The organism is Paenibacillus sp. FSL R5-0914, from assembly GCF_038004525.1.
Classification (GTDB): domain Bacteria; phylum Bacillota; class Bacilli; order Paenibacillales; family Paenibacillaceae; genus Paenibacillus_AQ.
This window is the reverse complement of record NZ_JBBORH010000001.1, coordinates 2,147,719-2,173,118: the sequence shown is the minus strand read 5'-3', so window position 1 is coordinate 2,173,118 and position 25,400 is coordinate 2,147,719. Positions and strand designations below refer to the sequence as shown.

The 25,400-nt window shown below is 41.7% G+C and carries 22 protein-coding genes and 1 pseudogene; 3 read left to right on the top strand and 20 right to left on the bottom strand.

Translation table 11 applies throughout. The annotated features are described in order from the left end of the window. Window positions 1-527: 527 nt before the first annotated feature. From MKX60_RS09565 to MKX60_RS09535, 7 genes are all read right to left on the bottom strand, one after another. Window positions 528-1,001 (bottom strand): YhcH/YjgK/YiaL family protein, encoded by a 474-nt coding sequence (locus tag MKX60_RS09565; protein ID WP_341059617.1) that lies wholly within the window; start codon window positions 999-1,001, stop codon window positions 528-530. Between the two features lie 215 nt (window positions 1,002-1,216). Continuing rightward, window positions 1,217-2,071: a MurR/RpiR family transcriptional regulator gene (locus MKX60_RS09560; protein ID WP_076300453.1), complete on the bottom strand. Its 855-nt coding sequence runs from the start codon at window positions 2,069-2,071 to the stop codon at window positions 1,217-1,219. Window positions 2,072-2,094: 23 nt separating this feature from the next. Continuing rightward, the gene (locus tag MKX60_RS09555) at window positions 2,095-2,967 is read right to left on the bottom strand and encodes an ROK family protein (protein ID WP_076286030.1); all 873 of its coding nucleotides are present in this window, start codon (window positions 2,965-2,967) and stop codon (window positions 2,095-2,097) included. Window positions 2,968-2,969: 2 nt separating this feature from the next. After that, window positions 2,970-3,680, bottom strand: coding sequence for an N-acetylmannosamine-6-phosphate 2-epimerase (locus MKX60_RS09550; RefSeq protein ID WP_341059616.1), 711 nt, complete (start codon window positions 3,678-3,680; stop codon window positions 2,970-2,972). 24 nt (window positions 3,681-3,704) lie between these two features. Then, window positions 3,705-4,454 carry a carbohydrate ABC transporter permease gene (locus MKX60_RS09545; RefSeq protein WP_341059615.1) on the bottom strand — a complete coding sequence of 250 codons (750 nt, stop codon included), beginning with the start codon at window positions 4,452-4,454 and terminating at the stop codon, window positions 3,705-3,707. After that, window positions 4,435-4,839 carry a GDSL-type esterase/lipase family protein gene (locus tag MKX60_RS09540; protein ID WP_341059613.1) on the bottom strand — a complete coding sequence of 135 codons (405 nt, stop codon included), beginning with the start codon at window positions 4,837-4,839 and terminating at the stop codon, window positions 4,435-4,437. The genes MKX60_RS09545 and MKX60_RS09540 overlap by 20 nt, the downstream gene beginning before the upstream one ends. A 4-nt stretch (window positions 4,840-4,843) precedes the next feature. Beyond that, on the bottom strand, window positions 4,844-5,755 hold the full coding sequence (locus tag MKX60_RS09535) for a dihydrodipicolinate synthase family protein (protein WP_341059611.1): 912 nt from the start codon (window positions 5,753-5,755) through the stop codon (window positions 4,844-4,846). Window positions 5,756-6,278: 523 nt separating this feature from the next. Between MKX60_RS09535 and MKX60_RS09530 the strand changes: the two genes are divergently transcribed. Then, a complete protein-coding gene (locus MKX60_RS09530; protein ID WP_042130754.1) occupies window positions 6,279-6,464 on the top strand; it encodes a hypothetical protein in 186 nt (61 codons plus the stop codon). A gap of 227 nt (window positions 6,465-6,691) precedes the next feature. Here the strand turns inward: MKX60_RS09530 and MKX60_RS09525 are convergent, their stop codons facing one another. The 8 genes from MKX60_RS09525 to MKX60_RS09490 all read right to left on the bottom strand — a co-directional run bounded on the left by MKX60_RS09525 (window position 6,692) and on the right by MKX60_RS09490 (window position 17,186). Beyond that, window positions 6,692-7,966 carry a Gfo/Idh/MocA family protein gene (locus MKX60_RS09525; RefSeq protein WP_076286026.1) on the bottom strand — a complete coding sequence of 425 codons (1,275 nt, stop codon included), beginning with the start codon at window positions 7,964-7,966 and terminating at the stop codon, window positions 6,692-6,694. 92 nt (window positions 7,967-8,058) lie between these two features. Then, a complete protein-coding gene (locus MKX60_RS09520; protein ID WP_341059610.1) occupies window positions 8,059-9,741 on the bottom strand; it encodes a response regulator in 1,683 nt (560 codons plus the stop codon). Between the two features lie 13 nt (window positions 9,742-9,754). Further along, window positions 9,755-11,488 (bottom strand): sensor histidine kinase, encoded by a 1,734-nt coding sequence (locus MKX60_RS09515; protein WP_076286024.1) that lies wholly within the window; start codon window positions 11,486-11,488, stop codon window positions 9,755-9,757. Window positions 11,489-11,533: 45 nt separating this feature from the next. Next, window positions 11,534-12,418 (bottom strand): carbohydrate ABC transporter permease, encoded by an 885-nt coding sequence (locus tag MKX60_RS09510; RefSeq protein ID WP_042191389.1) that lies wholly within the window; start codon window positions 12,416-12,418, stop codon window positions 11,534-11,536. 34 nt (window positions 12,419-12,452) lie between these two features. Continuing rightward, complete coding sequence (locus tag MKX60_RS09505; RefSeq protein WP_042191391.1) at window positions 12,453-13,358, bottom strand: ABC transporter permease; 906 nt, start codon at window positions 13,356-13,358, stop codon at window positions 12,453-12,455. An 89-nt stretch (window positions 13,359-13,447) separates the two neighbouring features. Continuing rightward, on the bottom strand, window positions 13,448-15,112 hold the full coding sequence (locus MKX60_RS09500; RefSeq protein WP_042191393.1) for an extracellular solute-binding protein: 1,665 nt from the start codon (window positions 15,110-15,112) through the stop codon (window positions 13,448-13,450). 298 nt (window positions 15,113-15,410) lie between these two features. Next, the gene (locus MKX60_RS09495; protein WP_341060288.1) at window positions 15,411-16,340 is read right to left on the bottom strand and encodes a phosphotransferase family protein; all 930 of its coding nucleotides are present in this window, start codon (window positions 16,338-16,340) and stop codon (window positions 15,411-15,413) included. Between the two features lie 336 nt (window positions 16,341-16,676). After that, window positions 16,677-17,186 carry a MarR family winged helix-turn-helix transcriptional regulator gene (locus MKX60_RS09490; RefSeq protein ID WP_076300449.1) on the bottom strand — a complete coding sequence of 170 codons (510 nt, stop codon included), beginning with the start codon at window positions 17,184-17,186 and terminating at the stop codon, window positions 16,677-16,679. A 158-nt stretch (window positions 17,187-17,344) separates the two neighbouring features. Here MKX60_RS09490 and MKX60_RS09485 point away from each other — a divergent pair, with 158 nt between their 5' ends. After that, window positions 17,345-19,273, top strand: coding sequence for an alpha/beta hydrolase family protein (locus tag MKX60_RS09485; protein WP_076300448.1), 1,929 nt, complete (start codon window positions 17,345-17,347; stop codon window positions 19,271-19,273). A 697-nt stretch (window positions 19,274-19,970) separates the two neighbouring features. Here MKX60_RS09485 and MKX60_RS09480 read toward each other — a convergent pair. Both MKX60_RS09480 and MKX60_RS09475 read right to left on the bottom strand, forming a co-directional pair. After that, on the bottom strand, window positions 19,971-20,234 hold the full coding sequence (locus tag MKX60_RS09480; RefSeq protein ID WP_341059609.1) for a hypothetical protein: 264 nt from the start codon (window positions 20,232-20,234) through the stop codon (window positions 19,971-19,973). A gap of 194 nt (window positions 20,235-20,428) precedes the next feature. Beyond that, window positions 20,429-20,977: a pyridoxamine 5'-phosphate oxidase family protein gene (locus MKX60_RS09475; protein WP_076300446.1), complete on the bottom strand. Its 549-nt coding sequence runs from the start codon at window positions 20,975-20,977 to the stop codon at window positions 20,429-20,431. A 172-nt stretch (window positions 20,978-21,149) separates the two neighbouring features. Here MKX60_RS09475 and pdxR point away from each other — a divergent pair, with 172 nt between their 5' ends. Then, window positions 21,150-22,580: a MocR-like pyridoxine biosynthesis transcription factor PdxR gene (pdxR, locus tag MKX60_RS09470; protein ID WP_341059608.1), complete on the top strand. Its 1,431-nt coding sequence runs from the start codon at window positions 21,150-21,152 to the stop codon at window positions 22,578-22,580. Between the two features lie 188 nt (window positions 22,581-22,768). Here pdxR and MKX60_RS09465 read toward each other — a convergent pair whose 3' ends face one another. From MKX60_RS09465 to MKX60_RS09455, 3 genes and pseudogenes are all read right to left on the bottom strand, one after another. Continuing rightward, window positions 22,769-23,233: a phage tail protein gene (locus tag MKX60_RS09465; protein ID WP_341059606.1), complete on the bottom strand. Its 465-nt coding sequence runs from the start codon at window positions 23,231-23,233 to the stop codon at window positions 22,769-22,771. 306 nt (window positions 23,234-23,539) lie between these two features. Then, window positions 23,540-23,848 (bottom strand): immunity 51 family protein, encoded by a 309-nt coding sequence (locus MKX60_RS09460; RefSeq protein ID WP_341060287.1) that lies wholly within the window; start codon window positions 23,846-23,848, stop codon window positions 23,540-23,542. Window positions 23,849-23,890: 42 nt separating this feature from the next. Next, window positions 23,891-25,252: pseudogene (locus MKX60_RS09455) on the bottom strand (SMI1/KNR4 family protein); the annotation flags it as partial. Between the last annotated feature and the right edge of the window lie 148 nt (window positions 25,253-25,400).

Sequence of the window (25,400 nt, the reverse complement as noted above, 5' to 3'; positions counted from 1 at the left end):
TTTTTCCATATAACATTATAATGTTTAAAATAACACGAATAGCGCGTTAAGTAAATATAACGTTATAATGTTTATACGTAAAATTAGACGTGGTTGTCACAAAATTAGAGAAACCTGATTATCGGACGGATTCTTTGTAGAGAGTAATTAGGGAAAATCCCCCTGATTATAGCCGATAATTGCTTTTAATGAATAGAATTAGGGAATTCCTCCCTAAAAATCGTGGTAATATCTATATTCACCAACGAATCAGTTGAATTAGAGGGAGATTTCCCCTAATTATTAGTCAAATAAGCAAAAATCGCAGAATTTTACGGAGATTTTCCCTAATTATCTATCAGAGCTTCCGTTTCACTTCTTCAGTAGTGCTAGAAGTCGATTTGGCTTTTACCTGCCCATAATCTACAGAAGCAAGCTGCAAATGACCGAAACGCAAAGCAGCGATCCTCCAATAAAAAGGAGAATCGCTGCTTTATTGACTTTTACCGTTCAGAATATCGAATGTGTCTGTCACTCTTGTACAAAATCTATGAACTTAATAACCCTACATGTATCTTAATAACAGCCTTCTTAATCTTCATGCCCGGTTGACCCATACCAGGTCTGTGTACATCATGCGGGAAAAAGACAGCGAACATCCCCGGCTTCAAAGTTAACAAAATTTCATCGGATGACGGAGGATAAAGCGCATAATCTGCTTCGGCATCGTAAGGCTTAGTAGCCTCGATCCCTTCTTGCAGAGGGGACCAACCGATCGTTTCTTCACCTTCGATCAGATAATGCACATCAATATAAGCCTCATGCTTTTCAGCAACCTGTTCCTCTAGCGACTTCGCCTCAAGCGCCATAATCGAAACGTATATCTCGTTACCGCGGATCTCGATTCGCCCAAGATCAGATTCGTGTTGTAAGATGACTTTCAATTCCTCAATAGTCTCTACAATAACTGAATTCTCGTATCTGCTATGCTCTTCCCAAGATGACAATGAACCTAAGATCATAATGTCTGATTCTCCCCACATCTCAATTATCTTACAGAGGTTGTTCAAAAAGTCCGCTTTTGATCACGAAGTAGCCCAAGAAGCTTACTCGACATCGAATATTGAATTCAGGCGAAACTTCCGGTGCTCACGTAGCTTCCACTACGCTCCGCTCCTCAGTTTCTACCTTCATCCAATCTTCTCGGTGTTAAAAACCATACTTTTTGAACTCGCACTTATAGGAGCTTCTCACTAACTGCTGCAGCTGTTGTTTCTTTATTGATAATGGACTGCTCACTAGTCTTTTTGAAATATTCCACATATAAAATATCCAGCAGATAGAGTTGTGAGATCTTAGCAGATAATGAACCGCCCTGCAGAGGACCCTCATTAGCACCACAAAGTAAGGTAAGATCCGAATACGATGTTAAAGGTGACTTTTCAAATCTCGTAATGGACACCACCTTAGCGCCTCGTTCCTTCGCCTTTCTTGCAACTTCGATACTATCTTTCGTTGAGCCGGAATAAGAAATGATTACAGCGACATCTCGGTTAGACATCAGCGCTGCAGACATCATCTGAAGATGTGAATCCATCAAACACTCCGTTTTGTTAGTAATGCGCATAAATTTAATTTTGGCTTCCATCGCCGTGATTAATGAAGAGCCTACGCCGAAAAATGATACTCGTTCCGCGTTTATCATATAATCAATAGCTTCATTGATCTTCTGTATATCAATTAAATTATAGGTCTCGTTCAGTGCACTTACATTTGTGGTCAGCACTTTGGAAGCCACAGCTTCAGTAGTGTCGTCCATTAGAATTTGATCCGTAAGCTGCGGGATCTCATTCTCTACAGTGATACTATGAGCGAGTGCAATCTTGAACTCTTGATACCCTTTATAACTTAAAGATTTGCAAAATCGAAAAATACTTGATTCACCTACATCGCACGCATCTGCAAGATCAGTAATCGACATATAGACAACACTTCTCGTGTTCTCCAGGACGTAGTCCGCTACCTTCTTCTCCGTATTCGTCAAATTATTGTACTTGGAATGAATAGAAGAAAAAATACTGATTGTTCGCAAATAAGCCCCTCCTTTACAATGATTTAATGTGCGAATAAAGAGGAAGCGCCAAGCAAGCCTGCCTTATTCCCAAGTGAGGCCTTAACAATTCTTACACCCGCAAAACTCTCCATAATTAAAGACTTCGTCCGTTCCTCTACCCTTTGAACTAAATCTTCTTGTTCCATAACACCGCCCCCAATAATTATAGCGGATGGATTGAAAATATGAATAATTGAGGCTAAACCCGCGGACACCTCAGTTACCCATGAATCCAAGATCTGTTTCAGAGCTTCGTCCCCTTTGTGAATTTTATCAAAAAGGACTTTTCCGTCTGTACATTCGGGATCTGCTTGCTGAGCCATCTTGACTAAAGCAGTGGTTGAAGCATACTTCTCATAAAAAGGCAGTCCCTCCACCGCATCTGACAATGGATGTGTCAGGATATGACCAAATTCGGCCGCCACCCCATCTGCTCCTTTATAGATTTGGCGGTTCAATACAATGGCACCACCAATGCCCGTGCCAAACGTCAAGCATAAGAAATTGTTAAAGTTCTGGGCAGCACCATAATAAGCCTCGCCTAATGCTGCTGAATTCACATCGTTCTCTACCATAACAGGTTTATGAAAATGATTAGTTACAATTTCCTTAATCTTCATCCCTGTATAGCTAGGTATATTTTCGTTAGCATAGACTATAATTCCTTCTTCAGCATTGACTTGACCGGCTGTACTTATAGCAATGGCATCAAAATCATCATTTTCTGCAATCTTATCAAGCAATCTTGAGATTACATGCGGCCCTCCCAAGTGGCTCTCAGTTGCATACTCCTTAAAGTTATGAACATTCCCAAGTTTATCGCATATACACATCTTGGTATTGGTACCGCCAATATCTACAGCGAGAATTCTCATCCTTATCTACCCTCTCCGGCAATCTGCTGAATAGCGTCTACAAACCTTTTGGTAATCTCCATTGGTCTTGTAATCGCTGAGCCGACAACTGCTGAATAAACACCTAGATCGAACATTGTCTTCAGTTCTTCAGGAGTGGAAACACCGCCTTCAGCTATCACAGGCACAGAGAAGTTGCTTACGATTTGTTTAACTAGTTCGAAATCTGGAAGTGACCGCTCTTTGGTGTATTCTGTATATCCGCTTAAGGTAGTTCCCACAAGATCAAACCCCAGCTCAACGGCTTTAGCAGCTTCTTCAAATGTAGAGCAATCTGCCATAAACAGTTGATCTTTATAGGTCTCTCTTATGTGAGGAAATAGTTCTGAGATGGTTGATCCATCCGGACGAGTCCGGTCCGTCGCATCCATAGCAATGATATCTACCCCTTCGCGGTAAAGCTCATCTACTTCCTTCAGGGTTGGTGTAATGAACACTTCAGAACCTTCATATACCCTTTTGATGATCCCAATGATAGGTAGATCCACTGTTTTCTTAATTTCTTGAATATCCGCTACGCTATTTGCCCGAATACCTGAAGCACCGCCCAAGTATGCTGCATAAGCCATTCTTCCCATTATAAACGGACTATGCAGCGGTTCTTCGGGTAAGGCTTGACTGGAGACGACTAGTTTATGTTTTATCTTTTTAAGTACATTATTTTCAGTATTCATCAGTAACCCACTCCACATTTTTATTTATTCTTTGACTGCTCCTGCTGTAATTCCATTGGTGAAGAAACGTTGGAATAACATGAACACTAGCAACATCGGAATTGCAGCAATGGTGGCTCCGGCCATTTTATAGGCGAAATTAGGATTCAGATCCTGCATTAAGGTTGCAGTACCAACCATTAATGTTTTCATTTTGTTCTCTTGGCCTATAACCAGCTGCCACAAATAATCATTCCAGACTTGCACGAAATTCAGAATAAATAAGGCTCCAATACCAGGTTTAATAATAGGCACCATGATGCGAGTGAAGATTCTCCATTCATTTGCACCATCTATTCTTCCGGCTTCTCTTAAAGCGTTAGGGGTTAAATCGAAGAATCCTTTTAATAGGAAGACTCCAAATGCACCCGCGACGTTCGGCCAAATCATACCGTTATACGAATTCACCATTCCAAATTGCTGTGTAATCCGGAATAAAGGCACGATCATAATTTCTTTAGTAATCATCAAGCTCGATATGAAAATAATGAAGATGATATCTTTACCTTTAAAATTGATCTTTGAGAATGCATAGGCAGCCATAGCGCCTACAATAATAACGATAATCGTAGATACACCTGAGACATAAATACTATTAAATGTCCATCTCAAAGCCGGTTGGTTCTGAAACACATCCACATAGTTGGAGAATGTGATCGATTTAGGCCACCAGTCTGGAGGCATCTTCACAACATCTGAACTGTTCTTAAGAGAACTAGTGAATAACCAATACAAGCACTTCTGGAGCTTTTCCGGCTGGACCTGCCCCGCTCCCTCTAGATTTATGAGCGAGCCTAACAATACCTTGTGCGATGTTATAAGAAGTTAGTGCAAATCTTTCTTTCGTATCATTCGTCCCAAGCATGATCACTACCAAATCAAGTGGTGCATGTGACATGAGGCATGGATAGAGATAAGATATTCCGGCTAACCCTTCAAATAGCGGATCGTCACTAACACTGGTTCTACCAGGAAGCCCTTCCTCTATGACCCGGTAAGTGTTGTACAGTTCTGATTGTAGAAGTCCGGTCCAACGTATTTCATCAATAAACCTTTGGTCCGTCTTTGCGTCGTAGCCCCAAGTATTGGAATCACCAAAGCATACGATGGTTCTCTTCATTGCATTAACCACAATATTTTTCGATCGCTTGATCAATCAATTTCATAATATCTGCGATTGGACCAGCATCTTCAGCGGCTACCCCTTCAAGCGGTGCTCTTACACTACCAATGTTTACGCCTCTTAATCTCAGAACCTCTTTAATTTCCGCATACATAGAACCCTTGAGGGAACAAAGCGCGATGATGATATCGTTGATCTCACTTTGAAGTTGTCCTGCTTCCTCTAACTTGCCGGCAAGTACAAATGTATTAGCTTGCAAGAACAGCTCCGGCATAACTGCATAAGTACCACCAATGCCAGCATCGGCTCCCATGATTCTTCCCGCAACATACTGTTCATCCGGTCCATTAAAGACCACTACATCTTTTCCACCCACTCTTTTGAAGCGTTCAATATCCATAGGTGGCATAGAAGAATTCTTAACGCCGATAACTTTTTTATTAGTAAGCAGTTTCTCGAATAAAGCTGGAGTTAGTGTATATCCCGTAGTCTGAGGAATGTTATAGATAATGAACGGTAGAGGAGTTGCCTCCATAATATCGCTCCAGTATTTAGTTACTGCACTATCAGGTAATTTGAAATATATAGGTGGGATTGCGGATAGTGCATCATATCCTAAGCTCGCCGCATGTTTTGCTAATTCGATACTATCTCTAGTAGAAGGGGCTCCTACATGAGCAATCAGTGTCATTTTACCTTTCAGGTTACTAGCTACATAGCTAAGTACCGCTTTGCGTTCGTCCAGACTCTGGTAGATACATTCTCCAGAACTACCTCCCACATAAACACCTTGAACTCCTTTTTCAAATAAGTAATCACATAAGGCATGTGTCCGGGATTCGGAAATATTTCCTTGATCGTCATAGCAAGCATAGAAGGCAGGTATAATTCCGTGGAACTTGTTGAGTGTCATTGATAATCCCCCTTAAGATGTGAACGGTTTCTTTTCTACATATTCAAGATATCACTTAAATTTAGTTCTGTAAATTATTTTCTCTATTTTTTTAAAAATAAAATTTATTTCCGCCGGAAGAACGATCATACTAGAAAAATAGTTTCATTTAAGTAAATGCCCATAAAATAAGACCTTATTTTCCAATTAAAAATAGAATATCGGACGATATATGCAGCTCTAGTTATTATCAGAGTAACACTATCTACGACCTTAAAGTCATCTGCCGTATTGGTAATTACTAGAAATTTTTTGCGGCTCTCAAGGGCAATAGATTATCCTTTTAAATCTAATATAAGTGTCTCCTACAAGGAGACACTTTTCTCCATAGGAAGCACAAACCCTAATTAACACACAATGTTCACTTAAAAACTGTGTTTTTCACGTGGACACAGCTTTAAAAAACTAATTTCTATGATATAATGAAAGCGTAACCAGAACAATACAAAATATATTGTTTCTTCGCCAAAGGAGGCTGGAGGAAATGCTAGCAGGTCTTAAAGAACTTAAAAATTGGGTAACGGAAAATTGGAATCCAACGATGAATTCAGGTAATGAGGATTATCAAAAAATGGAATATTCTGTGCAACGCCACTTGCACACTCCAAGATCCCCAAAACCACTCACCTATGAAGAAGAAGCTCGTATCAAGACTGTTAAATTCCATTAATTTCACCACCTTTAGATACAGATTGACCCTATAATAGAATCTTGTCCTAAGGCCGCAGATCCGGAAGTCATTCCAGTAGAGCGGTCTTTTATTATGCCTTGAGATTATGTAACGAAAAACCTTTTCCATATTGACTCGATTTCTTGAATCAAATACATACTAAAAAACCTCCCTCTCCATGACGGCATCCCATCACTTCGAAAGAGGCTTCCTAGTATCATTTGATCTTATACAGACATTTGTCCTTTCTTCTGCAAGTCCGAAAGCTTGACCGCCTGACCTGCGTTCAATCTCGAATGTTCCGACGCGAATGCGATCAAATGACTCTGCAGGGATGCCGTCGCCGAGGTCAAACCTTGCGATGGATTGCTGTCGAATTGACGCACATTCCGCAGGAATGAGCTTACCATACGGTCATCGCCGCCTCCATGACCATCGCCTTCCACATTGCAGCCAATCTCAACCTTCTCGCCCGATACATAGCGGTACAGCGTGAAAGATCCTTTGTCCATATCCCCGATGATCTCGCCTTGTGTTCCCATAATTTGAACCCGGCGCGTGCCGCTCTGTGTCAGCCCTGACATGATGAACGATGCATTCGCTCCGTTCTCGAACTCCATGTTGACTACCTGGTGATCCACGACATTATTATCGCAGCGATACACGCAGCGACCCCACGGTCCTTCCTTCAGCGCCTTCAAGATCCCCTCTTGCGACAAATCATTCGTCATATAGCGTGCCCAAGGGTGTTCCGGGGGCTGAATATATATTTTCATCGCCGAGAAGGCGCATTCCTTCTCAACCTCACAGCCGTTGATACAGCGATCCGCGGAGCCTTCCGGAGCGTTCTCCGCCCTGAAATGCAATAATGATCCGTACGAGCTCACGCTTGTACACGGTTGATTCATAAGCCATGAGATGAGATCCAGATCATGGCATGATTTGGCCAGGATCATGGGACTCGTCTCCTCCGAATTGCGCCAATTCCCGCGGACATAACTGTGTGTCATATGCATGTAGCCCACATTTTCGGTTAATTGAATCGTACCTATCGTTCCGAGTTCACCGTCTTCGATGCATTTTTTGATCCCAGACCAGAACGGGGAATATCGCAGGACATGGGTTACGACGAGCAATCGCTTATACCGAAGCGAAGCTTGCTCCAATTCGATGCATTCTTCCATGGAAGGAGACATCGGCTTCTCTAGCATGACATGATAGCCTAGCTCCATCGCTTTCATCGCTGGTATATAATGCATCCGATCGAGCGTAGCAATTATCATCACGTCCGCAATTTGACCCTGATCGAATACTTTCTCCCAAGAATCGTAGACATGTTCTGGGGCAATTCTATGAATCTCTGCAAATCGATTTCTACGTTCATCATCCGGCTCAGCTACGGCAACAATCTTTAATTCATTCGGGAACTTCTCCGCGTAGGGCCCATAAATATATCTTCCTCGACTGCCAGCGCCAAGTAATACAGCTGTTAATGTTCTCAAGACTACTCCTCCTCTTGCGCACCTAGTGTACTTCCATTGTAAGGCGGTAGGAACGGAGGCAAAAGAGATCGTTACTGACATTTCATATACATTTATTGACCTTGATTCTGTATATGGATCCTTGCCATACGGAAATCTTGCGGCGTCGTTTCGTTCTGCTTCTTGAAGAAGCGAATAAACGCAAGCGCTGAGTTGTACCCCAGGGCAGCAGCAATTTCATTCACTTTCATCGATGTGTTGAGCAGCATATCTTTGGCGATCAGGTTACGATAGTCGTTCACATATTTAGATAACCCCATTCCAGTGATTTGCTTATAAAGTCGGGACAAATAAGATGGATTCAAGCTCACGTAATCGGCCAGCGCATTTAAGGAGATATCAGTGGAAATATGTTCTTCAATATATCGATGTACTTTATTCACGACCTCTGTCGGCAATTGCGTACCCCGCAGCGCATTCCATTCGAAGAAGCAATCCGCCATTTGCGAGAAGTATTGAATCAGCTCCGACCATGATGCGGAATCACCATAGCGATATAACTTATCCAGATCCATCAGCGTATTGATGTAATCCCGAATTTCCCGATTCTTATGGATATAGAACAGAAAAATAGCTGAAAGCGAATGATACAGTTCGATCTTCCGCTCATTCGGCGACTCCTCATCATTCCAAATGGACGTTAGTTCGGCATACAGCTTGTTGAATTGCTCCCGATGATTATTCTCGACACAAGACATCAGCAATTGAACACGGGCGTGATAGAAGGCATCGTGGTAGTTCCCACTCAGATCACCGTTCACTTCTCTTTGAATGTCTTTATCGGTCAATATGACCTCATTAAATAATCCATGTCCTTGTACCAGGCCGTATTTGATCGAGTGAAACCGATCAGATATGTTATCCCATGTCGTTGCTTCACTTCCAAGAAGGAAAGAAACCGATAAACTCAGCAATCTCTTGCAATTTCCCTGCACAGTCTCCAGAATACCGCTCGTATACCGATGAGCTCTGATCCAATCCTGATCCCCGTATTCGATAGACGATCCATCCGGGATTTTCGGTTGAATCATCCAGACGATTTTGGATAACTCGAATACAACGGAATAGCATCTGACCTGCGTGGACAAATACTCATCGCAAATGTTCTGTACGGCGTAAGTCAATAACGCTTTATCCGGCGTCGTGAACATTTCTTTCCATGCGTCTACCCTGCCTATGAGCAAGTAAACCGGCAATGTCGCGTCAAGCGGGATATCGATTTCTTTGAACGCCTGCTTTAATTGGCTATCCGATACATGCTTGCCTTGAAAGAGCTCCCACACATACTCTTTTTGCAGGGAGGGCAATGCCAGTCTCATTTTGGATTGCGCTCTAGCGATCATCTGTTCTTGGTTATTTTCTTCTTCAATTTTCTCAATCGCCCGTTCTACGGACTGAATAATTTTCTCATCACTTTCGACCTTCAGAATATAATCGAACCCACCGTACGTAATTGCGCTCCTTGCATAATGAAAATCATTGTATCCTGTTAAGAAAATAACTTTGCAGGCCGGCCACTGGGATTTGATTTCCCGAAGCAGCTCAATCCCTTCCAGTCCAGGCATCTTAATGTCGGAAATCACGATATCAATACGATGATGAGACAGTACCTCCAGTGCTTCTTCACCTGAATATGCCTTCATAACCTCGAGTTGTAAATGATCGGTCTCATTGAATAGCTCCAGAAGACCATCGACAATAATGGGAAGGTCATCGACGATTAGCAGTCGGTACATGCTGATTCCTCCTCTAGTTCGCGCTCAGATTGATTCTTACTTGAAGTCCACCAAGAGCAGAACGTGACACTGTAATGCCATATTCCTCACCGTACCGCAGTTGTATTCTGCGATGCACATTTATGATTCCGGTTGTTTCCTCCATCCGAGTGGTGGATTGACGCAGTCGCTTCTGAAGCTGTTCGATCTCCGCATCGGAGATGCTTCTGCCATTATCTTCGACATAGATGGAGAATACATCACCCACCCGCTCACAATGAACCCATAGCTCACCCTGCTGAATCATATTGCCCAAGGCATGCTTATAAGCATTTTCGATGATCGGCTGCAGAATCAGCCTCGGCACGAAGAGATCGGGAACATCACCTTCGAACTTGACTTGAATACGGTCTCCGTAACATATGGTTTGCATGTCTACATACGTGCGAGAATGATTGACCTCCAGCCCCAGCGGAATATCATCCTCGTCATCGCGAGTAATGAACTGAAAATATTGTCCGATGTACAGGCAGAATTGATAAGCCTTTTCCTTCTGATTCTCGGATTTAATTAACCGGCACAATACAAAAAAACAATTATATAAAAAATGAGGATTAATTTGCGATTGCAATCGTTTCAGTTCGGAACGCTGGTTCCTGATTTGCTGCTCGTAATTTTCCTCGATTAGTGTTTTCAAGGATCGGATCGTATTATTAAAAGCTTGGTACAAATACCCGAACTCATCGGCTCCACGATCGATCACGATCGGTTCCAGCCTATTCTGCTGAACGCGCCGAAAGGAATGCACAAGTTTCATTAATGGCCGATAGATAAATCGTAATAGAAAGTAGGAGAAGAAAACGACAATACCCACAGCTAGTGCGCAAGCCCACCAGAACAATGTTCGATAGATCTCAAGAGAACCCAAAATCGTCTCTTCGGGAATGCACATAATCGAATAGGAATTCCAGAGACTGGAGTATTTATATACCGTAAGAAACCGCTTACCATTATACATAATCGTTTCGTATCCTTCGTCTTTTTGCAATTCCCGCTTATCCGCAGCGAAGGATTTCATTTGTTCCAGCAGTTCCGGATCCATGTCACTCTCGATCTCCCAACCACGTTCCAGATTGAGCAATACGCTCTGTCCACCACGCGAGCTGCCGATTTGAGATAACGTTTCTCGGATTTTGATAGTCGATAATTCAACCGCTACGATATAAATCGGATTTTTAACGGTATTAATGGGGTATTGCATGGAAATAAATAATCGATCGTTCCAGTAAATGAAAGGTTCTTCGTATAATCTCTTGTTTTGCTGCATAGAAGCATATTCCTGCTTATTCATCGAAGTTTCAAATTTATTGCTAAGAATCGTTCGGTCGATAAGAGGGATATACGCCCTTGCTTCTTGAATAAATGGACTTGAGTTCTTCATCAATTCAAGCCGTCTTTGGATATCTAATATTTTTTGCGCACGATCGTAATAACTCATGTAATTGCCTGTAGTTGCAATTTCCATCAAGTCTTTGTCCATCACATAGTTCGGCAAATAACGGCTGATCCGGTCTGCTTCCTTGTCGAGTGAATCCAGATAGAAGCGAGTCGTATTTAGAATAGACTCGGAAATTTCACTCCGAATATTGTCCGAACCCTTCTCATTAATCAACCAGGTAATCGCCATGAGCGGAAACAAGGCTGCCAGAAAGGCAGCCATTATTTTCTGGAATATAGAGGAATCTTTAATCAAGAATCGGATTTTCATCGTTTGTTCTCCTGCAATGCTATGTCATAGTTTGAGTGCCCTATTTTATTCTTTGACACTCCCCATCACAATTCCTTTAATGAAGAACCGCTGCAAGAACGGATACACGATAAGAATCGGAAATGCTGCTACGAATATTTGAGCTGCCCTGCTCGTACGATCGGACAATTTGATCATTAATTCTGCCCTCTCAGGTTTAATAAAGCGGAAATCCATTTTGATAATGATCGTCTGCAGGAAGGTCTGCAGCGGATAATTCTCGGGATGATTCATGTAAATCATACCATCAAACCAGCTATTCCAATGCCCCACCATAGTGAAAAGACCTGTCGTTGCCAATGCCGGCAACGATAGCGGCACATATATTTTCCATAAGGTAGTAAATTGACCCGCCCCATCGAGCAGCGAAGATTCCTCAAGTTCTTTGGGCAGACTGCGGTAGAAATTCAGCAGCAGAATAACGTTGAACACCGTGACCGCTCCCGGCAGCACCAAAGCCCAGATTGTATCGAGCATCCCAAGGTTTTTCACGGTTAAATAGTTTGGAATAAGCCCGCCACTGAATAAAATCGTGAATACGAAGAACCATGAATAGAAGGTCCGCAGCCGAAATTGGCGAGAATCTTTGGATAATGGATAGGCCGTGATAATCGTCAGGAACATGCTGATTGTCGTTCCCATAAGGACCCGCTGAATCGATACCCAGAATGCGCGTAAATATTCAGGTTTTCCAAATACGTTAGCATAAGCAGCCGTTGTGAATTCAACTGGCCACAGGATGACTTTTCCGGCGGATGCTGCCTGCCCGGAGCTGAACGAGAGCGCCAAAATATGAATAATAGGCATGAGGCATAACAAAGATACGGATGCCAGAAAAATAAAATTACATATCAAAAACAATTTTCTTCCGAATGATCTGTTAGTACGCACGATGTGTCTCCCTTCTGAATTACCGCCGATTGCATTAGAAAATGCGGTAATTCGCTACACGATAGGCTAAGATATAGGACATAGATACGAATATGAAAGAGATGACGGATTTCAGCAGTCCTACGGCCGTAGCGAAACCGAACTGTGCTTGCTCAATCCCCATACGATATACGAAGGTATCGATAATATCCGCGCTTTCATAGACCGGAGGACTATATAGGTTGAAGATTTGATCAAATCCCGCATTCAGTACATTCCCGATACTAAGCGTAAACATGAGAACGATAATAGGAAGCATCCCCGGCAGCGTCACATGTAACGTCTGCTTAAAGCGTCCTGCGCCGTCGATCTCCGCTGCCTCGTACAGTGACGGATTAATACTGGTAAGCGCAGCCAGATAGACAATCGTACCAAATCCGAACTCTTTCCATACATCCGATATGACCATGACATAAGGGAACCATTTGTTGTCTCCCAGGAAAAAAACAGGGTCTATACCAAACAAGCCAAGCACTTGATTGAGAATACCGGAAGATGGAGACAATACATCGATTAGAATACCGCTTAACAAGACCCATGATAGAAAATGCGGCAAGTACACGAGCGTCTGGAAGGTCCGTTTGACCCATTCTTTCCGCAGCTCATTCAGAAGTATCGCTATGGTGACCGGAACGATCATACCTGCTACAATTTTCATCACCGCAATGTATACTGTATTGAAGAATATCCGGCCGATATCGGGGTAATCCATCAGTAACTGAAGGTTTTTAAGACCAATAAATGGTGAGCCGAACAACCCTTTATTCGGTACGTATTTCTGAAAGGCCATCATAATGCCGGCCATCGGGATATAACTGAAGATGAGGACCAATACGATCCCAGGAACCAACATCAAGTGAAGCGGCCACTCCCTTTTCCACATACGCGTTAATACATTCATGCCATCCACCTCGCTATAGGACTAAAAATGAAGAACTAGGTTAAAGAAAAGAGAGGTCGTTTGTGTTCAACCCCTCGATTCTCCTGCTATCATTGTTTGTGAGTCGCGTACCATTCATTGACTTCTTTGGTCATTTCGTCGCCGCCAAGCTTTTTCCACTCTTCTACGAATTTATCGAATTCATCCACAGATACTTGATTCATCATAATCTTGAAGTATACTTCATCCCGCTTCTTCTTCAGGATTTCTTGTCGATCTGCCATGGTTGGAGTCGGTGCGCCGTAGAATTTGTTTTGTAGGTACTGTTTATTGTTCTGAATTTCAGGAACAAGTGAATATGCACCTTTTGGACCTGAGATCAGATATTCCCACCACATATTGATATCGGTACCATCAACATACTTCATGGCACGCTCGTAACGAGTTTTTTGATCTTTCGTCTCCAAAATGCTCTCGTCTTTGTTCTCGATCGCTTTTGGCAATATTTCACCGTTATTATCCTTTTGTTTACCAACACGAAGCGGGCTTAGAAGCCAGTAGTTGTTGCCTTTCTCCTTCAGGTCTTTACCATACTCATACACTTTCTGTTCTGGCGTCGGATGATTATCCACGACAATCCAATGGTTCAGCAATTTAATAACGCCTTCCGGATGCTTCGCTTGCTTGGAGATAACATAATATTCGTCAACACCCAAACCTATCTGCGATAGTGCAGGTTCGCTATCCACCGATGGAATCGGGAATACGCCCCACTCTTGTACGACTTTACCATCCTTTACTGCGCCTTTAGCGAGCTGAGCCGGTACCCAAGACTGGCCGTATACGATACCTGCGTTGTTGTTATAGAGGAGCTCTGCTGCTTTCTCCACATCTTTAACGACGAACTCAGGATCAATTAATCCTTTCTTGAACATTTCCTGCAGCGCCTTAAGTGCGTCTTTCACTTGAGGCTGAATGTCACTGTTGACCAAATTGCCATTTCCGTCTTCCATCCAAAGATTTTCATAAGCATGGTAACTATTCAAGAATGCTATTAGTCCTGTAACAGCTGTGGACTGGTTGTTAAATGGATCTTTGCTAATTACAATTCCATACGGTTTCCCAGTGCCGCCTGGATCTTTTGTTTTGAACGCTTCTGCGATCGTCAAGAGATCCGCCATCGTCTTCGGTTCCGGCAGGTTCAATTTCTTCAGCCAGTCCGTACGTACATAGAGGAACTGATACTGGTACGGATTATAAGAACTTGGAATCCCCATGAGTTTACCGTCGAAAGTGGCGGTCTTCAGTTGCATTCCGCCATCCATCGACAAGAATTTCTTAGTCTCATCCGTCGCATTCTTGTCATATACGTCCGTGATATCCATAATCATATCCGCTTCGGTCAGTTCTTTCAGCTGTGTAGCATTAACCTTCATGAAGTCCGGAAGATCATTGGAGGCGATGGACATCTTCACTTTTTCCTTGAATTGAACGTCATCGGCGGACACCCATTTATTCGTGAGCTTCACACCGATATCTTTCTCATACGCATCATAGACCGAGTTCTTCTCAAAGCTTTCGCCCTCATCGAATTTGAGATACTGATCGCTTGCCGAAACTGTTGAAACTTCAATCACTTCATTTTTTTGTTCCACAGGTGTCTCAGGCTGCTTCTCAGGCTGCTTCTCCCCTTCATTTGTGGTTTTGCCGCATGCCGTGATAGTTAAACTTAGGATCAATGCGACGATCAGAAGTATTCTACTTTTTTTCTTCATATTACCCCTCCACATTGTCTCAAAATAGGTCGTGCATCTACTTCATGCTGCTTCTCTTCCTAGTTCTAGTATAGGAAAGGAAAGGACCCCCATCTATATACTAGTCTTTACTTTCGTATACACCTCTTGACTACCGTCAGGCTTGTCCCTAGAACGCACAAGAGTGAGGGAGTCTCCCTAGGTTAGGTTGACTCCCTCTTCGCTTCGTTGAAACGTTACCGTGTAATAACTTGAATATTCAGCTCCCACGATATTTGACAAGAGATGACGCGCCGCTTCTTGCTTCATTTTCATTTCTTCATCTTTCGATAAACCTAAGCGCACGTTCAGATTGATATTCAGCTAGACCTTTTGCGAATTGTTGATCGGGAAATCCTCTATGCTGTAGCTTTAAACCCGCTGAAGTTAATGATATATGGTGATGCAATTGATAAAATAACAGCCTATCCGGATCAAGCTTATCGTTCTTAAGATACCGATAGAAATCTCCAAATCGCATCTCCAAAAAACTATGCTCATGCTCAATATCAAAGAACGCTGCTCCTTCAATATCGATCAGAAAGGGCTCCAGCTTATCATTAACCAATACATGGTCAGGACCCAGTTCCCCATGAATAAATCCATACTGCTTTCTAGGCTTAATTCTTGATTCAAGCTCATACAACTTATCGAGCAGTTTACTTTGATTAGACCCGATCTTCTCCATATGCTGAGAGGCGTAAGCTAGCTGTACTTTCGCATTTTCCATTTGTAATGAATGACATTGTTCTGTACTGATCTCGTTAGCATTGGCTTTCCCAAAAAACTGCCTTTCGGTGGTATGCATAGTAGTAAGCATATCCCCCAACTGCTGAAACACTTTATCTTGAGCAGCTAACTCGGAATGTTGGAAAAAGGTTTCTGCCTTACGTCCATCTATATATTCAACAAGCGCATAATCAAATGGGTAACGATCTCTTTCCTTGTTCAGATCATAAAGTGCTGGGGTCTGAATTCCATGTTGTATTAAATACTTATTGTTTAATTCAAACAAATCACTTCCATAGGACTGTTCATTTATATCTTCATTCGCTTTTTCTTCTTCAAAATAATTCATGGAAAGATCCCACACATACAAAACGCAGGAAAATCCATTACTGCACTCAATCTTGTAGACCACCTTTTGTGCGCCACCATGCATTCGTGAAACACGAGTAACTAAATAACTGGTGCCAAAAATCCGTCCAATATAATCCTGTAAGTCGGCCTGATCGAGATGATAGGTAACGTCCATTAACAACACTCCATTGATTAAGTTTTGCCGGCTTCACAATAGTAAATAAAATCCAGCCCAAAGTATAGACTTTTTCTTTCTGATCAATTATGATGTTGAATAAGGTCTTGAAAAAAATAAGCATACAAAAAGCCTTTGGATTTTATTCCAAAAGGCTTTTTTTGATGAAATTTCTAGCAGCTTCATAACCAATCTCATCATTCCATACGCAACTGATCAATTTCTTTTTTTCGAACAGCATTAGACCATCGTTTTATATTGAAATTGATTAAATGTTAATAATAACATCTCTTATTCCTCGATAAGAATGAGATTAACCTCTTTCTTTTGCTTTGTTTTTTCAGTTGTAGCACTAGCTGAGATATCTAAAATAGCTTCCATTTTCTCAATATATTGCATAGGGATTTCATCCAGCAGGGAAAATATTTTTTTGAAGCATTTTTCATAAGCGTATTGTACATATTGGCTATACACTTCTTTGCCTATTGTGGAAACCTTAATGATAATGTTTTTCTTATTATCTGATGTATGGTACTTTTCGAGCAGCCCTTTTTCCACCATTTTTTTTACATGTTTTGAAAATGCGCTCTTAGATATTCCCAGCCGTTTTGCAATTTCCAGCATGTTTTGATTTTTATCTTCATTCTCCAATAGATATTCCAGCACTTGAATTTGTGCAGCAGAAAATAAAAAAACAGTATTATAGTTGTACTCTTTTTTATAGGAGTCTGCGTATGAATTTCCATATTTAACAATCTTCTCTACAAATGTTCTATATTTCCCCATCCATTCAACTGCCAAAGAAATCCCTCTTTTCCCGTCAATTTAGCTCATAAAATTATATCAAAAATTGTAATTTTAACATAGCTAGAAAAGCGCTATTGCTTTCAAATAAAAAGTATAGTATAAAAACTATATAGTTTCCAATGGAACCTATATAGTTAAGGGGGAGTATTTATATGGGGAAAAAGATAATAAGAAGATTGCTTGTCGTTTCTATGTTGATGATTTTTGTAAGCGCTTGTTTATCAGGTTTTTTACAAACTTCTTATGGAAAGGTAGAAATTATTGATTTTAAGCTACCAACTGAAAATGGGCAGTGGCTGTCTGGACAAATTTTTAAACCTGAACAATCAAATGAGGAGCACAAGGTTCCTTTAGTTATTACCGAGCATGGTTATCTAAACAATAAACATATGCAAAATTTAAACGCTATTGAATTATCACGCAGAGGGATTGCAGTAATGACATTCGATGCCTACTATCATGGAAAATCAAGCTCGTCGAGCGAGCCAGTCATGAAGGCAGTAGCAGCTAATGGTGAGGGAATGATACCTCTAGTGGAATTTGCCTATAAAAGTCTCGATTACATTGATAATGACATGATCGGTGTTATGGGGCATTCTATGGGTGGAATGTCCACATGGTTGACGTTAATGCACTACGGTTCACAATATTATGCAGCAATTGAAGAAGCGAAGAAGCCCGATTCGGAAGGCGCCGAGACAATAACAGACAGCGAAAAGGAATATGCTAATTCCTTAAACAAGGTCGCAGCAGGGTTGCCGGTGGGAAATATCCGTTTATCTAGTGAAAAGGTATTTAGTCAAATCCACGCTAATATGGGAATTATTTATGGTCAATATGATGAGGGGAATTATGATTTGTCTCAAGGCAATGGCGATCTCTCCAATAATGCTGATGAGGCCTTAGTCGCAGTGAACTCGATTTTTTCAAAAGCTGAGCAGCATTCGAGCTTTAATGTAGCTAAATATTATGGAGATGCAGAAAATCAAACACTGAGAGTAATTTATAATCCAAAGCAAACGCATGAATGGGCACATTTTTCAAAGAAAACTGTTGCATACACAGTAGACTTTTTCAGCCAGGCCTTTGAGATTTCACCACAAATAAAAAATACTAATCAAATATGGATCTGGAAAGAGCTAGTTAGCTTTATTGGATTATTAGGTATTTTTCTATTGATTTTCCCAGCATCCTATTACTTGTTGGAAATTCCGTTCTTTAAGCACTTAAAATTAGCAAAAAAACAAAGCAGTTCTATAGCTAATGCATTGCAAACGGAAAAAAGCAAAAAGAAAACTAGAGTTTTTTGGATCAGCTGGTCGCTTAATTGGATTTTTTCTGCTATTGGCGTAATCGTAGCTTTAAATCTAGATAAAGTGATTTTTAAAAGCACGTCCAATTTCATGTCTGTAAAATGGTTTACGCAGCCCATTACAAACTATATCTTGATATGGGCAATGTTTAGCAGCCTTATTGGAGCGGCACTATTTGTATATAAGTACAAATTGGAGAAAAGAAATAACGCTGAGCTTTCTTTGGAACAATTAGGATTAAAAATCGGTTTGAGCAAAGCAGGAAAGACTTTAATTCTTGCCTTATGCATCTACGGAATTTTTTTCGGTATCGTATATGCGGCAGAATATCTTTTTAACGCTGATTTTAAATTTTGGATACTCGGAGTATTTACATTTAATTCAGATAAGTTATTGGTATGGATGAACTATTTGCCGTTCTTCTTTATTTTCTATCTAATAAATGCGCTCTTAATAAATATATTAAGTTTTAGTAATATAAAGTCTGAAAAAGCAAATATGATTGTCGCTGGACTGGGAAACGTGCTAGGTATTATGCTTATTAACGGAATCCAGTATGCTGTATTATTTACGACAGGTAATACATTTTGGCAAGAAACAAGACTTTATCCAATGGTACTGCTTCCGTTTATTTTCTTACTATTTGCAGCTGCAATTATTAGTCGCAGCCTATACAAATTGACAGGGAACGTGTGGCTTGGTGCTATGGTGAATACCTTGATCATCACGATGATCGGAGTTGCCAATACTGCTACATTAGCACTTTAAAGAAAGTTTTGAACATAGAGGGGTTTCTTACAACAGCAAATATGCCACAGATTTAAGTTCCTGTTTCAACTATATTCCCCGTTACTTTAATAGGCTGCCGCGAATGCCGTCAGCCTATTTGTAATTTGCTGACCATAAGTGAGTAGACTGACTTATTACCAAACAACTGCTGGCTCTATGGAATCTCCATCTTTTTCATTGTGGTTCTTACGTGTATTCCCACTCGCTCGTACTGAATATTTCTATTCGCGACAATGATTTTACCGCTACGTTTAGGACTTTTTCCTTTTCTTCTAGGAATGATAAATAGCACCCAATGAAATGATAGTGATATAGGAGTTGTATTCTTCCTCAGTTATCAATAACTGTTCAGAGAAAATATAGTCCTAGACGGCCGCTTTTTTATTGAACTGTCGTTATCCGTTACTTCAATGATTATAGGGATTATACCTACATTTAATTATTTCTCCTGACATGCCCTGAAACGATCCATATGGGTCACAGAACATCATGACTCTGTAAGGACTTCCAATTTTCTCGATATCTCCCACAGTTACACTGTTATGATCACAGTGGGTTGCAGCTGGTCGAATGAAGCCGCCCTTGCTGGAAGTCCGCGGTCTAGTGTTCCTAGAATCGATACATTATTTTTACACTTTAGTAATCAAATAAATATTGCTCTTCCCATGAATTCATATTAGGCTTCAACAAATTTAATATCCCAATTAATATAGATATCATTTAAATCATTTAAATCAGTAATTTTGCTTAGATATCTTTTTAGTTCTTTTGGCTTTAATATTTTTTCGCCATCAACACCGTAGTAAACTAAATAATCTATATAGACGTATAAATTTGAAGTTTTATGATCGAAGTAGAATGCTCTTGGTCTGAGAAATTGAAGTCTGGGAGAAGGTAAGATTAAATCCCCGATCACTATTCTTTCATTTTCTGCTCCCATTCTTGGTAACTCAATTTTATCTATAAGAGTAAAAAACATTTACCGAGCTAATCTGCCCGTTAGTTGAATAAAGGCAGTCGATCACGTTGACTGATCGGCTGCCTTATCGTGTTTATTGAGCTATCGATATTCGTTAGCTTAAGGACTAATCTCTAATTTCATTATTGAATAATGTTAATGGGAATATCTTGTGGTTAAACTTGGCGTTCAGTATCCATGTCCTTTTTATACATTTTTTCCGCTTCAATAGGACTCTCTTTTGCCGTCATATGGCTTGGAATTACCCGATAAACTTGAACCGGACCGCCGAATACAGCTGATCTATACTTCTCCACATGCTGCTTGGACAGGGGGCGATTATAGTAACCTGGTACATACTTATTCATCATTTCCTGAAGTACATGAGTGGCTTCATCCAAATCCGTGATCGGTTCTGCTTGTCCGAATATCATTACGCTCATATAAGCTGTATCCGTTTTCGCAGGTACCGGATCCGTAATGGTTCCGTATTCCTCACATACCGTAAAACACACCTCTGAATTATCACTCATCACCTGATTACGCCTTCCGTCTCCAGCCCCGTGAAAATAGAGTTTCCCTTCTGTCCATACATAATTAAGTGGCACAACATAGGGGCGATTGCCATCAGCCAACCCAAGATAACCCAATCTCGCTTGCTGAAGGAACCCTTCAATCTTCTCTTGATCCAGGCATTCCCTGCTCTTGTAACGAACCGAATTCATATCGATATCTCTCCTTTAACTCTAGCGTGCGGCAACGACCAAATTGCGAATACCAGCGTTGTTACGGTAGTATATCAATGAATGGATTGCATTAAAATATCCAAAAATCACCGTTTAGAGCAATCCATAATTAATATTATTATGATTGGACTTCTATTTGGAGGTGTGTACGATGATGAAAGTAATTCGTAATGATAAGAGACCGATCTGGCAGCAATTGCTTGATCAAGCGATTCATAATATTACTAGCGGAGTCTGGGCGCCAGGAGAATTACTAATACCTACCCGCGAACTTGCTCACATCGTAGGTGTCTCACGTTCAACTATACAGATCGTCTATGAAGAATTGTTAAGTCGAGGTTATACAGTTACCTCTCGCCGAGGAGGAACGCGAGTTAGTAAATGGAAGCAATTCAATGTGTCAACGAAGGAAATAGAACCAGAGGGTCCCACACCTCCTTCACTCTCCTTGTTAGACTCAGCTGTTGATCATTTACATGACTGGTTCAGAGGTAAAGAACAGCTAGAAGTGGATATTGATTTCAGTCCTCATGAACCCTATTTGGATGAACAATTTCAAAAAAACTGGCGGCAATCGCTGCTCCACGCATCTGCTGAAATGGATTTATCAAGCTGGGCTTACGGTAATTGCTACGGTTACACACCATTACGTGAGCAAATACAGCGTTATTTATCCCTTGAACGGGGCATACATATCCAAACTAATCAGATTCTGTTGACCTCAGGAGCTCAGCATAGTATCGATTTAATCGCACAGTCGCTTTTAGCTGATGGGGACACAGTTTCAGTAGAAGATCCAGGTTTCCCAGCTGCTTGGATGGCGATGAAATATCGACGAATGAATGTGGTACCTATTCCCGTTGATGAGTATGGTCTAGTGGTGGAGCATATTCACCCTCAATCCAAACTGATCTTTGCCACCCCTTCTCACCAGTGCGCAGTAGGGGTCGTTATGTCGGAGACCCGTCGGCAACAATTGCTACATAAAGCGGTTCAAGAACGGTTTTGGATCATTGAAGACGATTATGATAGTGAATTCCGGTATCGTGGGGAGCCGCTGCCAACGTTGTTTAGTCAGGCATCCAATAATACTTTGTATCTCATGAGTTTTTCTAAAATGATTGCTCCTGGCATTCGTATTTCGGCTATTATAGGTCCATCCGAGGCAATTGCTCAACTAGCGAAGGTACAGGAGCTGACTTACCGTCATCTTCCGATTATGGATCAGCTAACACTAACCCATTTCATTAAAAATGGTCATTTTATGCGGCATATGAGAAGAGTCAGAAATGTATATCGAAGAAGACACGAAATCATGACAAAAGCTATTATGGCTAGTGGTTTAGGGGAGCGTTTTACACTCAGTGGAGTAGAAACAGGATTGCATATGTTACTTGAGGCTGAGGAATCATACGACGAAGAAACTGTGACAAATTTAGCCCTACAACATGGAATACGTGTTTACCCTCTTGGACCCTATTGTCTGGATAGCAAAAGAAAGGGATGGGTATTGGGGTTTGCAAAAGTAGATGAAGCATCAATTGAGCAGGGGATACATCGCCTTGCGGAGATAATTCTGTAAAATCATTTCCGCAGGATTAGATAAATTAAAAGAAAGTATGGACTTTAAATTACTTGGTCCGATGGTTACAGTTACCGTGAATCCCTTGGTTACGCCCTCATTTTAAGATACTTGGCTTATGCAGATAGCAAATAAATAAAGCCTCTATCCCGCCACTCGGAATAGAGGCTTGTATTATTCTTACTCCTTTAATACTCTCCTTTGATTACAAAATACGAGCCACGGATTGTACCGGCTAGTTTAGACTTTTGCCTAGCAAATTTAAACTTCTCTTCTAACTCCTTTGGTATCTCCATCCCCTCAGAAAGCTTAAAACCAACGGCTCGCTTCTTAGGATCATCAACCGTATACATGACATTAACCTCAAGTCCATCTTCATAAAAGACATAAGTGAATTTAATATTTTCCACTTGAAAACGCGACGTTTCTAAAGGTTTTGCCGCAAACTCAATATTACGTTCTTCTTTTAAAATTCGGCTCACATAATCAAGGTTTTCCTGGCTTTCGTTAGCTGGGACAACTGTAAATTCATGCTTGTACTTGTTCATAAAGTAACGAGCTTCATTCGCACGTAAACCAGCAAGCGCCTCTGCTACAGGTGAAGACTCTACTCCGACCGTAGACACATCTTTAAAATCAACGATATACGTCATTTCCATCTCTCCTTTTCTCTCATTATTCCCTATCAATAGAATACAATAACTAAAATTTTAACTATATTATATCAAAAATAATCCACTTCACATGTTCAAATCTATGCCCGTAACTTTCTAAAAAAGAGCATCTGCTGCAAATCGGCCAAGACTTATAGCCTTCGTCCTTGCAGCAGATGCTGACGGTCAGCTAAAAACCGTATCATTCCATATATTGGTGCCATCGAAAACAAACCTTGAAACGGATTCCTACCTGACGCATTCTCTCAACCTTCTGTGTGACCGAGCCCCTGAATACTGTTGTGATCAATCGAGCTCCGCGCGGGAAAAAAGATCCCGGATCAACGTCTCATTTTCACAGGCCTGCTTCAACCGCACCGCGAACTGCTTAATAGCTTCGCTATTCTCCGAATAAGCACAGAACATATCCGCTTCCGGGTCAAAATGAATCGTATCTACCCATTCAGGCATATATTCGTTCACAAACACAGCCGCCAAAGAAGCCCAATCGTACCCGTTACCTTCAAATCCTTCGTCTGCCCGGGCCTCAAACATTTCCGATCGGTAGCTACCCACATTTAGAATGACAGACATGCCTCCACCTTGCTGATCCACGAGTATAAAAGGGGCAACGTCCTCTTCTGCGGATTCTGCTTCCAGCCGTGCAATGACCTCAGAGCGGGCTTGATCCGTGAAGCAAAGCACCCCGTTTTTCTGAACAATCAGCCCTTCCCGTATTCGCCCATCCAGCCAGTCGCTGATCCAGCCCGGAGCATACCCGCCTTGACCGAACTCGCCGCCAAAAGCGATCATTTCCTCATATACATCCAGATATTGTTGACGGCTCGTATTTGGATAAGAGCTTGTGTACAGCCAGAACTGCACATCGTACATCAGAGTAGAAAGCTCATCCGCATGAAAGGAAAAGTGTCCCTTCTCTTCTACGATTCGGGTACAGACTCTACGGATCTTCTGCTCAAGCTGATCTACCTCAGACACATGGCTGCACAGCTTCGCAAGCAAAGGCGAGAATTGGCCTACGGCTACTTTGCGCAAATCCTCCTCTTTATCTTCTTCAGAGGTGTCGTAGTCCTCATCACTCACCAGACCGCGTATAAACGTCTCGAAGTCTTGGGCCAGGAACGTAATTTCATAATTATCTTCCTGATCCACATGAATTACCTCAGGTTCGCCGTCCCTCCCACAGTTCCGGTAATCCAGCATCACGACATCATGGCCTGCCGAAGGGCAGTCACAAATTACTACGCCGATGTCAGGATACCCCCACTCCTCAATCATGAACGGGCTGCCGAGATCGCCACAGAGTGAATAGCTTTTCTCGCGTCCGATGCCCATAATGCCCGTAATCGCAATATGATCCTCAGCCCATGAGGTCGCGTCCTCCGTCGGAAAACAAGTATTATAAGGAACTCCCCCATTGTGCTGCTTCATCAGACTGATATAAGAGGCAGGAAGCTTGTAACCCAGTTCTTCTTCTACAGAAGCAATCAGCTCATCCGTAGGCGGGGCAGAAACATATTCTTTTAGCGCATAATCGCTATCTTTCCAAAATTCGGAGAGGTCCATCCCTTCAAAAGGAGTTGCAGTCGTCCCCGAATCATTATGTTGCTCTCTGATTACCTGTCTGGCTGCGGCGTGTTGTTCTTTGCGTAGCTTGCGCTGGCTGAATTTCAGAAACATGGCCGTATTCTCATCATCCGGATCGAGGTCATGGGCAATACTCAGCACTCTCACCGCTTCCTCATATCGATTCAAATAGTAGTAGGAATATCCCACACGAAAATGCCACAGATGGTCATTCTGCCCCTGTTCCGCAATCATCGCGAAGTGTCCAAGCGCTTCTTCATAACGTCCCAAATTGTTATACGCTCTTGCCAGACTGCTGACTACCTCGTAATCTCTGTCCGCTGGAGGAATCGCCATCAGGGTGTCTACAATCTTCTGGTGTTCATCATCTTCATGCCACTGTGTCAGCTGTGCGGTTAGTTCTTTGTCCATGGTCTACCTCCCCAAGCGTATAATCAAATTACTAGAATATAGAAAAATATGGTTTTCCCTATTCTACCAGATGGGATATAGGTATTGAAAATCGAAATAGGGCATCCCCAAAATGGGTGTGCCCTAAAGGCTTTAATCTGATAAATAA

Excerpts from the sequence above, each read along its gene's own strand:
- MKX60_RS09565 (WP_341059617.1), bottom strand. The coding sequence starts at position 1,001 with ATGATCTTAGGTTCATTGTCATCTTGGGAAGAGCATAGCAGATACGAG.
- MKX60_RS09555 (WP_076286030.1), bottom strand. The coding sequence starts at position 2,967 with ATGAGAATTCTCGCTGTAGATATTGGCGGTACCAATACCAAGATGTGT.
- MKX60_RS09550 (WP_341059616.1), bottom strand. The coding sequence starts at position 3,680 with ATGAATACTGAAAATAATGTACTTAAAAAGATAAAACATAAACTAGTC.
- MKX60_RS09540 (WP_341059613.1), bottom strand. The coding sequence starts at position 4,839 with ATGAAGAGAACCATCGTATGCTTTGGTGATTCCAATACTTGGGGCTAC.
- MKX60_RS09535 (WP_341059611.1), bottom strand. The coding sequence starts at position 5,755 with ATGACACTCAACAAGTTCCACGGAATTATACCTGCCTTCTATGCTTGC.
- MKX60_RS09530 (WP_042130754.1), top strand. The coding sequence starts at position 6,279 with ATGCTAGCAGGTCTTAAAGAACTTAAAAATTGGGTAACGGAAAATTGG.
- MKX60_RS09520 (WP_341059610.1), bottom strand. The coding sequence starts at position 9,741 with ATGTACCGACTGCTAATCGTCGATGACCTTCCCATTATTGTCGATGGT.
- MKX60_RS09515 (WP_076286024.1), bottom strand. The coding sequence starts at position 11,488 with ATGAAAATCCGATTCTTGATTAAAGATTCCTCTATATTCCAGAAAATA.
- MKX60_RS09505 (WP_042191391.1), bottom strand. The coding sequence starts at position 13,358 with ATGAATGTATTAACGCGTATGTGGAAAAGGGAGTGGCCGCTTCACTTG.
- MKX60_RS09500 (WP_042191393.1), bottom strand. The coding sequence starts at position 15,112 with ATGAAGAAAAAAAGTAGAATACTTCTGATCGTCGCATTGATCCTAAGT.
- MKX60_RS09485 (WP_076300448.1), top strand. The coding sequence starts at position 17,345 with ATGGGGAAAAAGATAATAAGAAGATTGCTTGTCGTTTCTATGTTGATG.
- MKX60_RS09480 (WP_341059609.1), bottom strand. The coding sequence starts at position 20,234 with ATGGGAGCAGAAAATGAAAGAATAGTGATCGGGGATTTAATCTTACCT.
- MKX60_RS09475 (WP_076300446.1), bottom strand. The coding sequence starts at position 20,977 with ATGAATTCGGTTCGTTACAAGAGCAGGGAATGCCTGGATCAAGAGAAG.
- pdxR (WP_341059608.1), top strand. The coding sequence starts at position 21,150 with ATGATGAAAGTAATTCGTAATGATAAGAGACCGATCTGGCAGCAATTG.
- MKX60_RS09465 (WP_341059606.1), bottom strand. The coding sequence starts at position 23,233 with ATGACGTATATCGTTGATTTTAAAGATGTGTCTACGGTCGGAGTAGAG.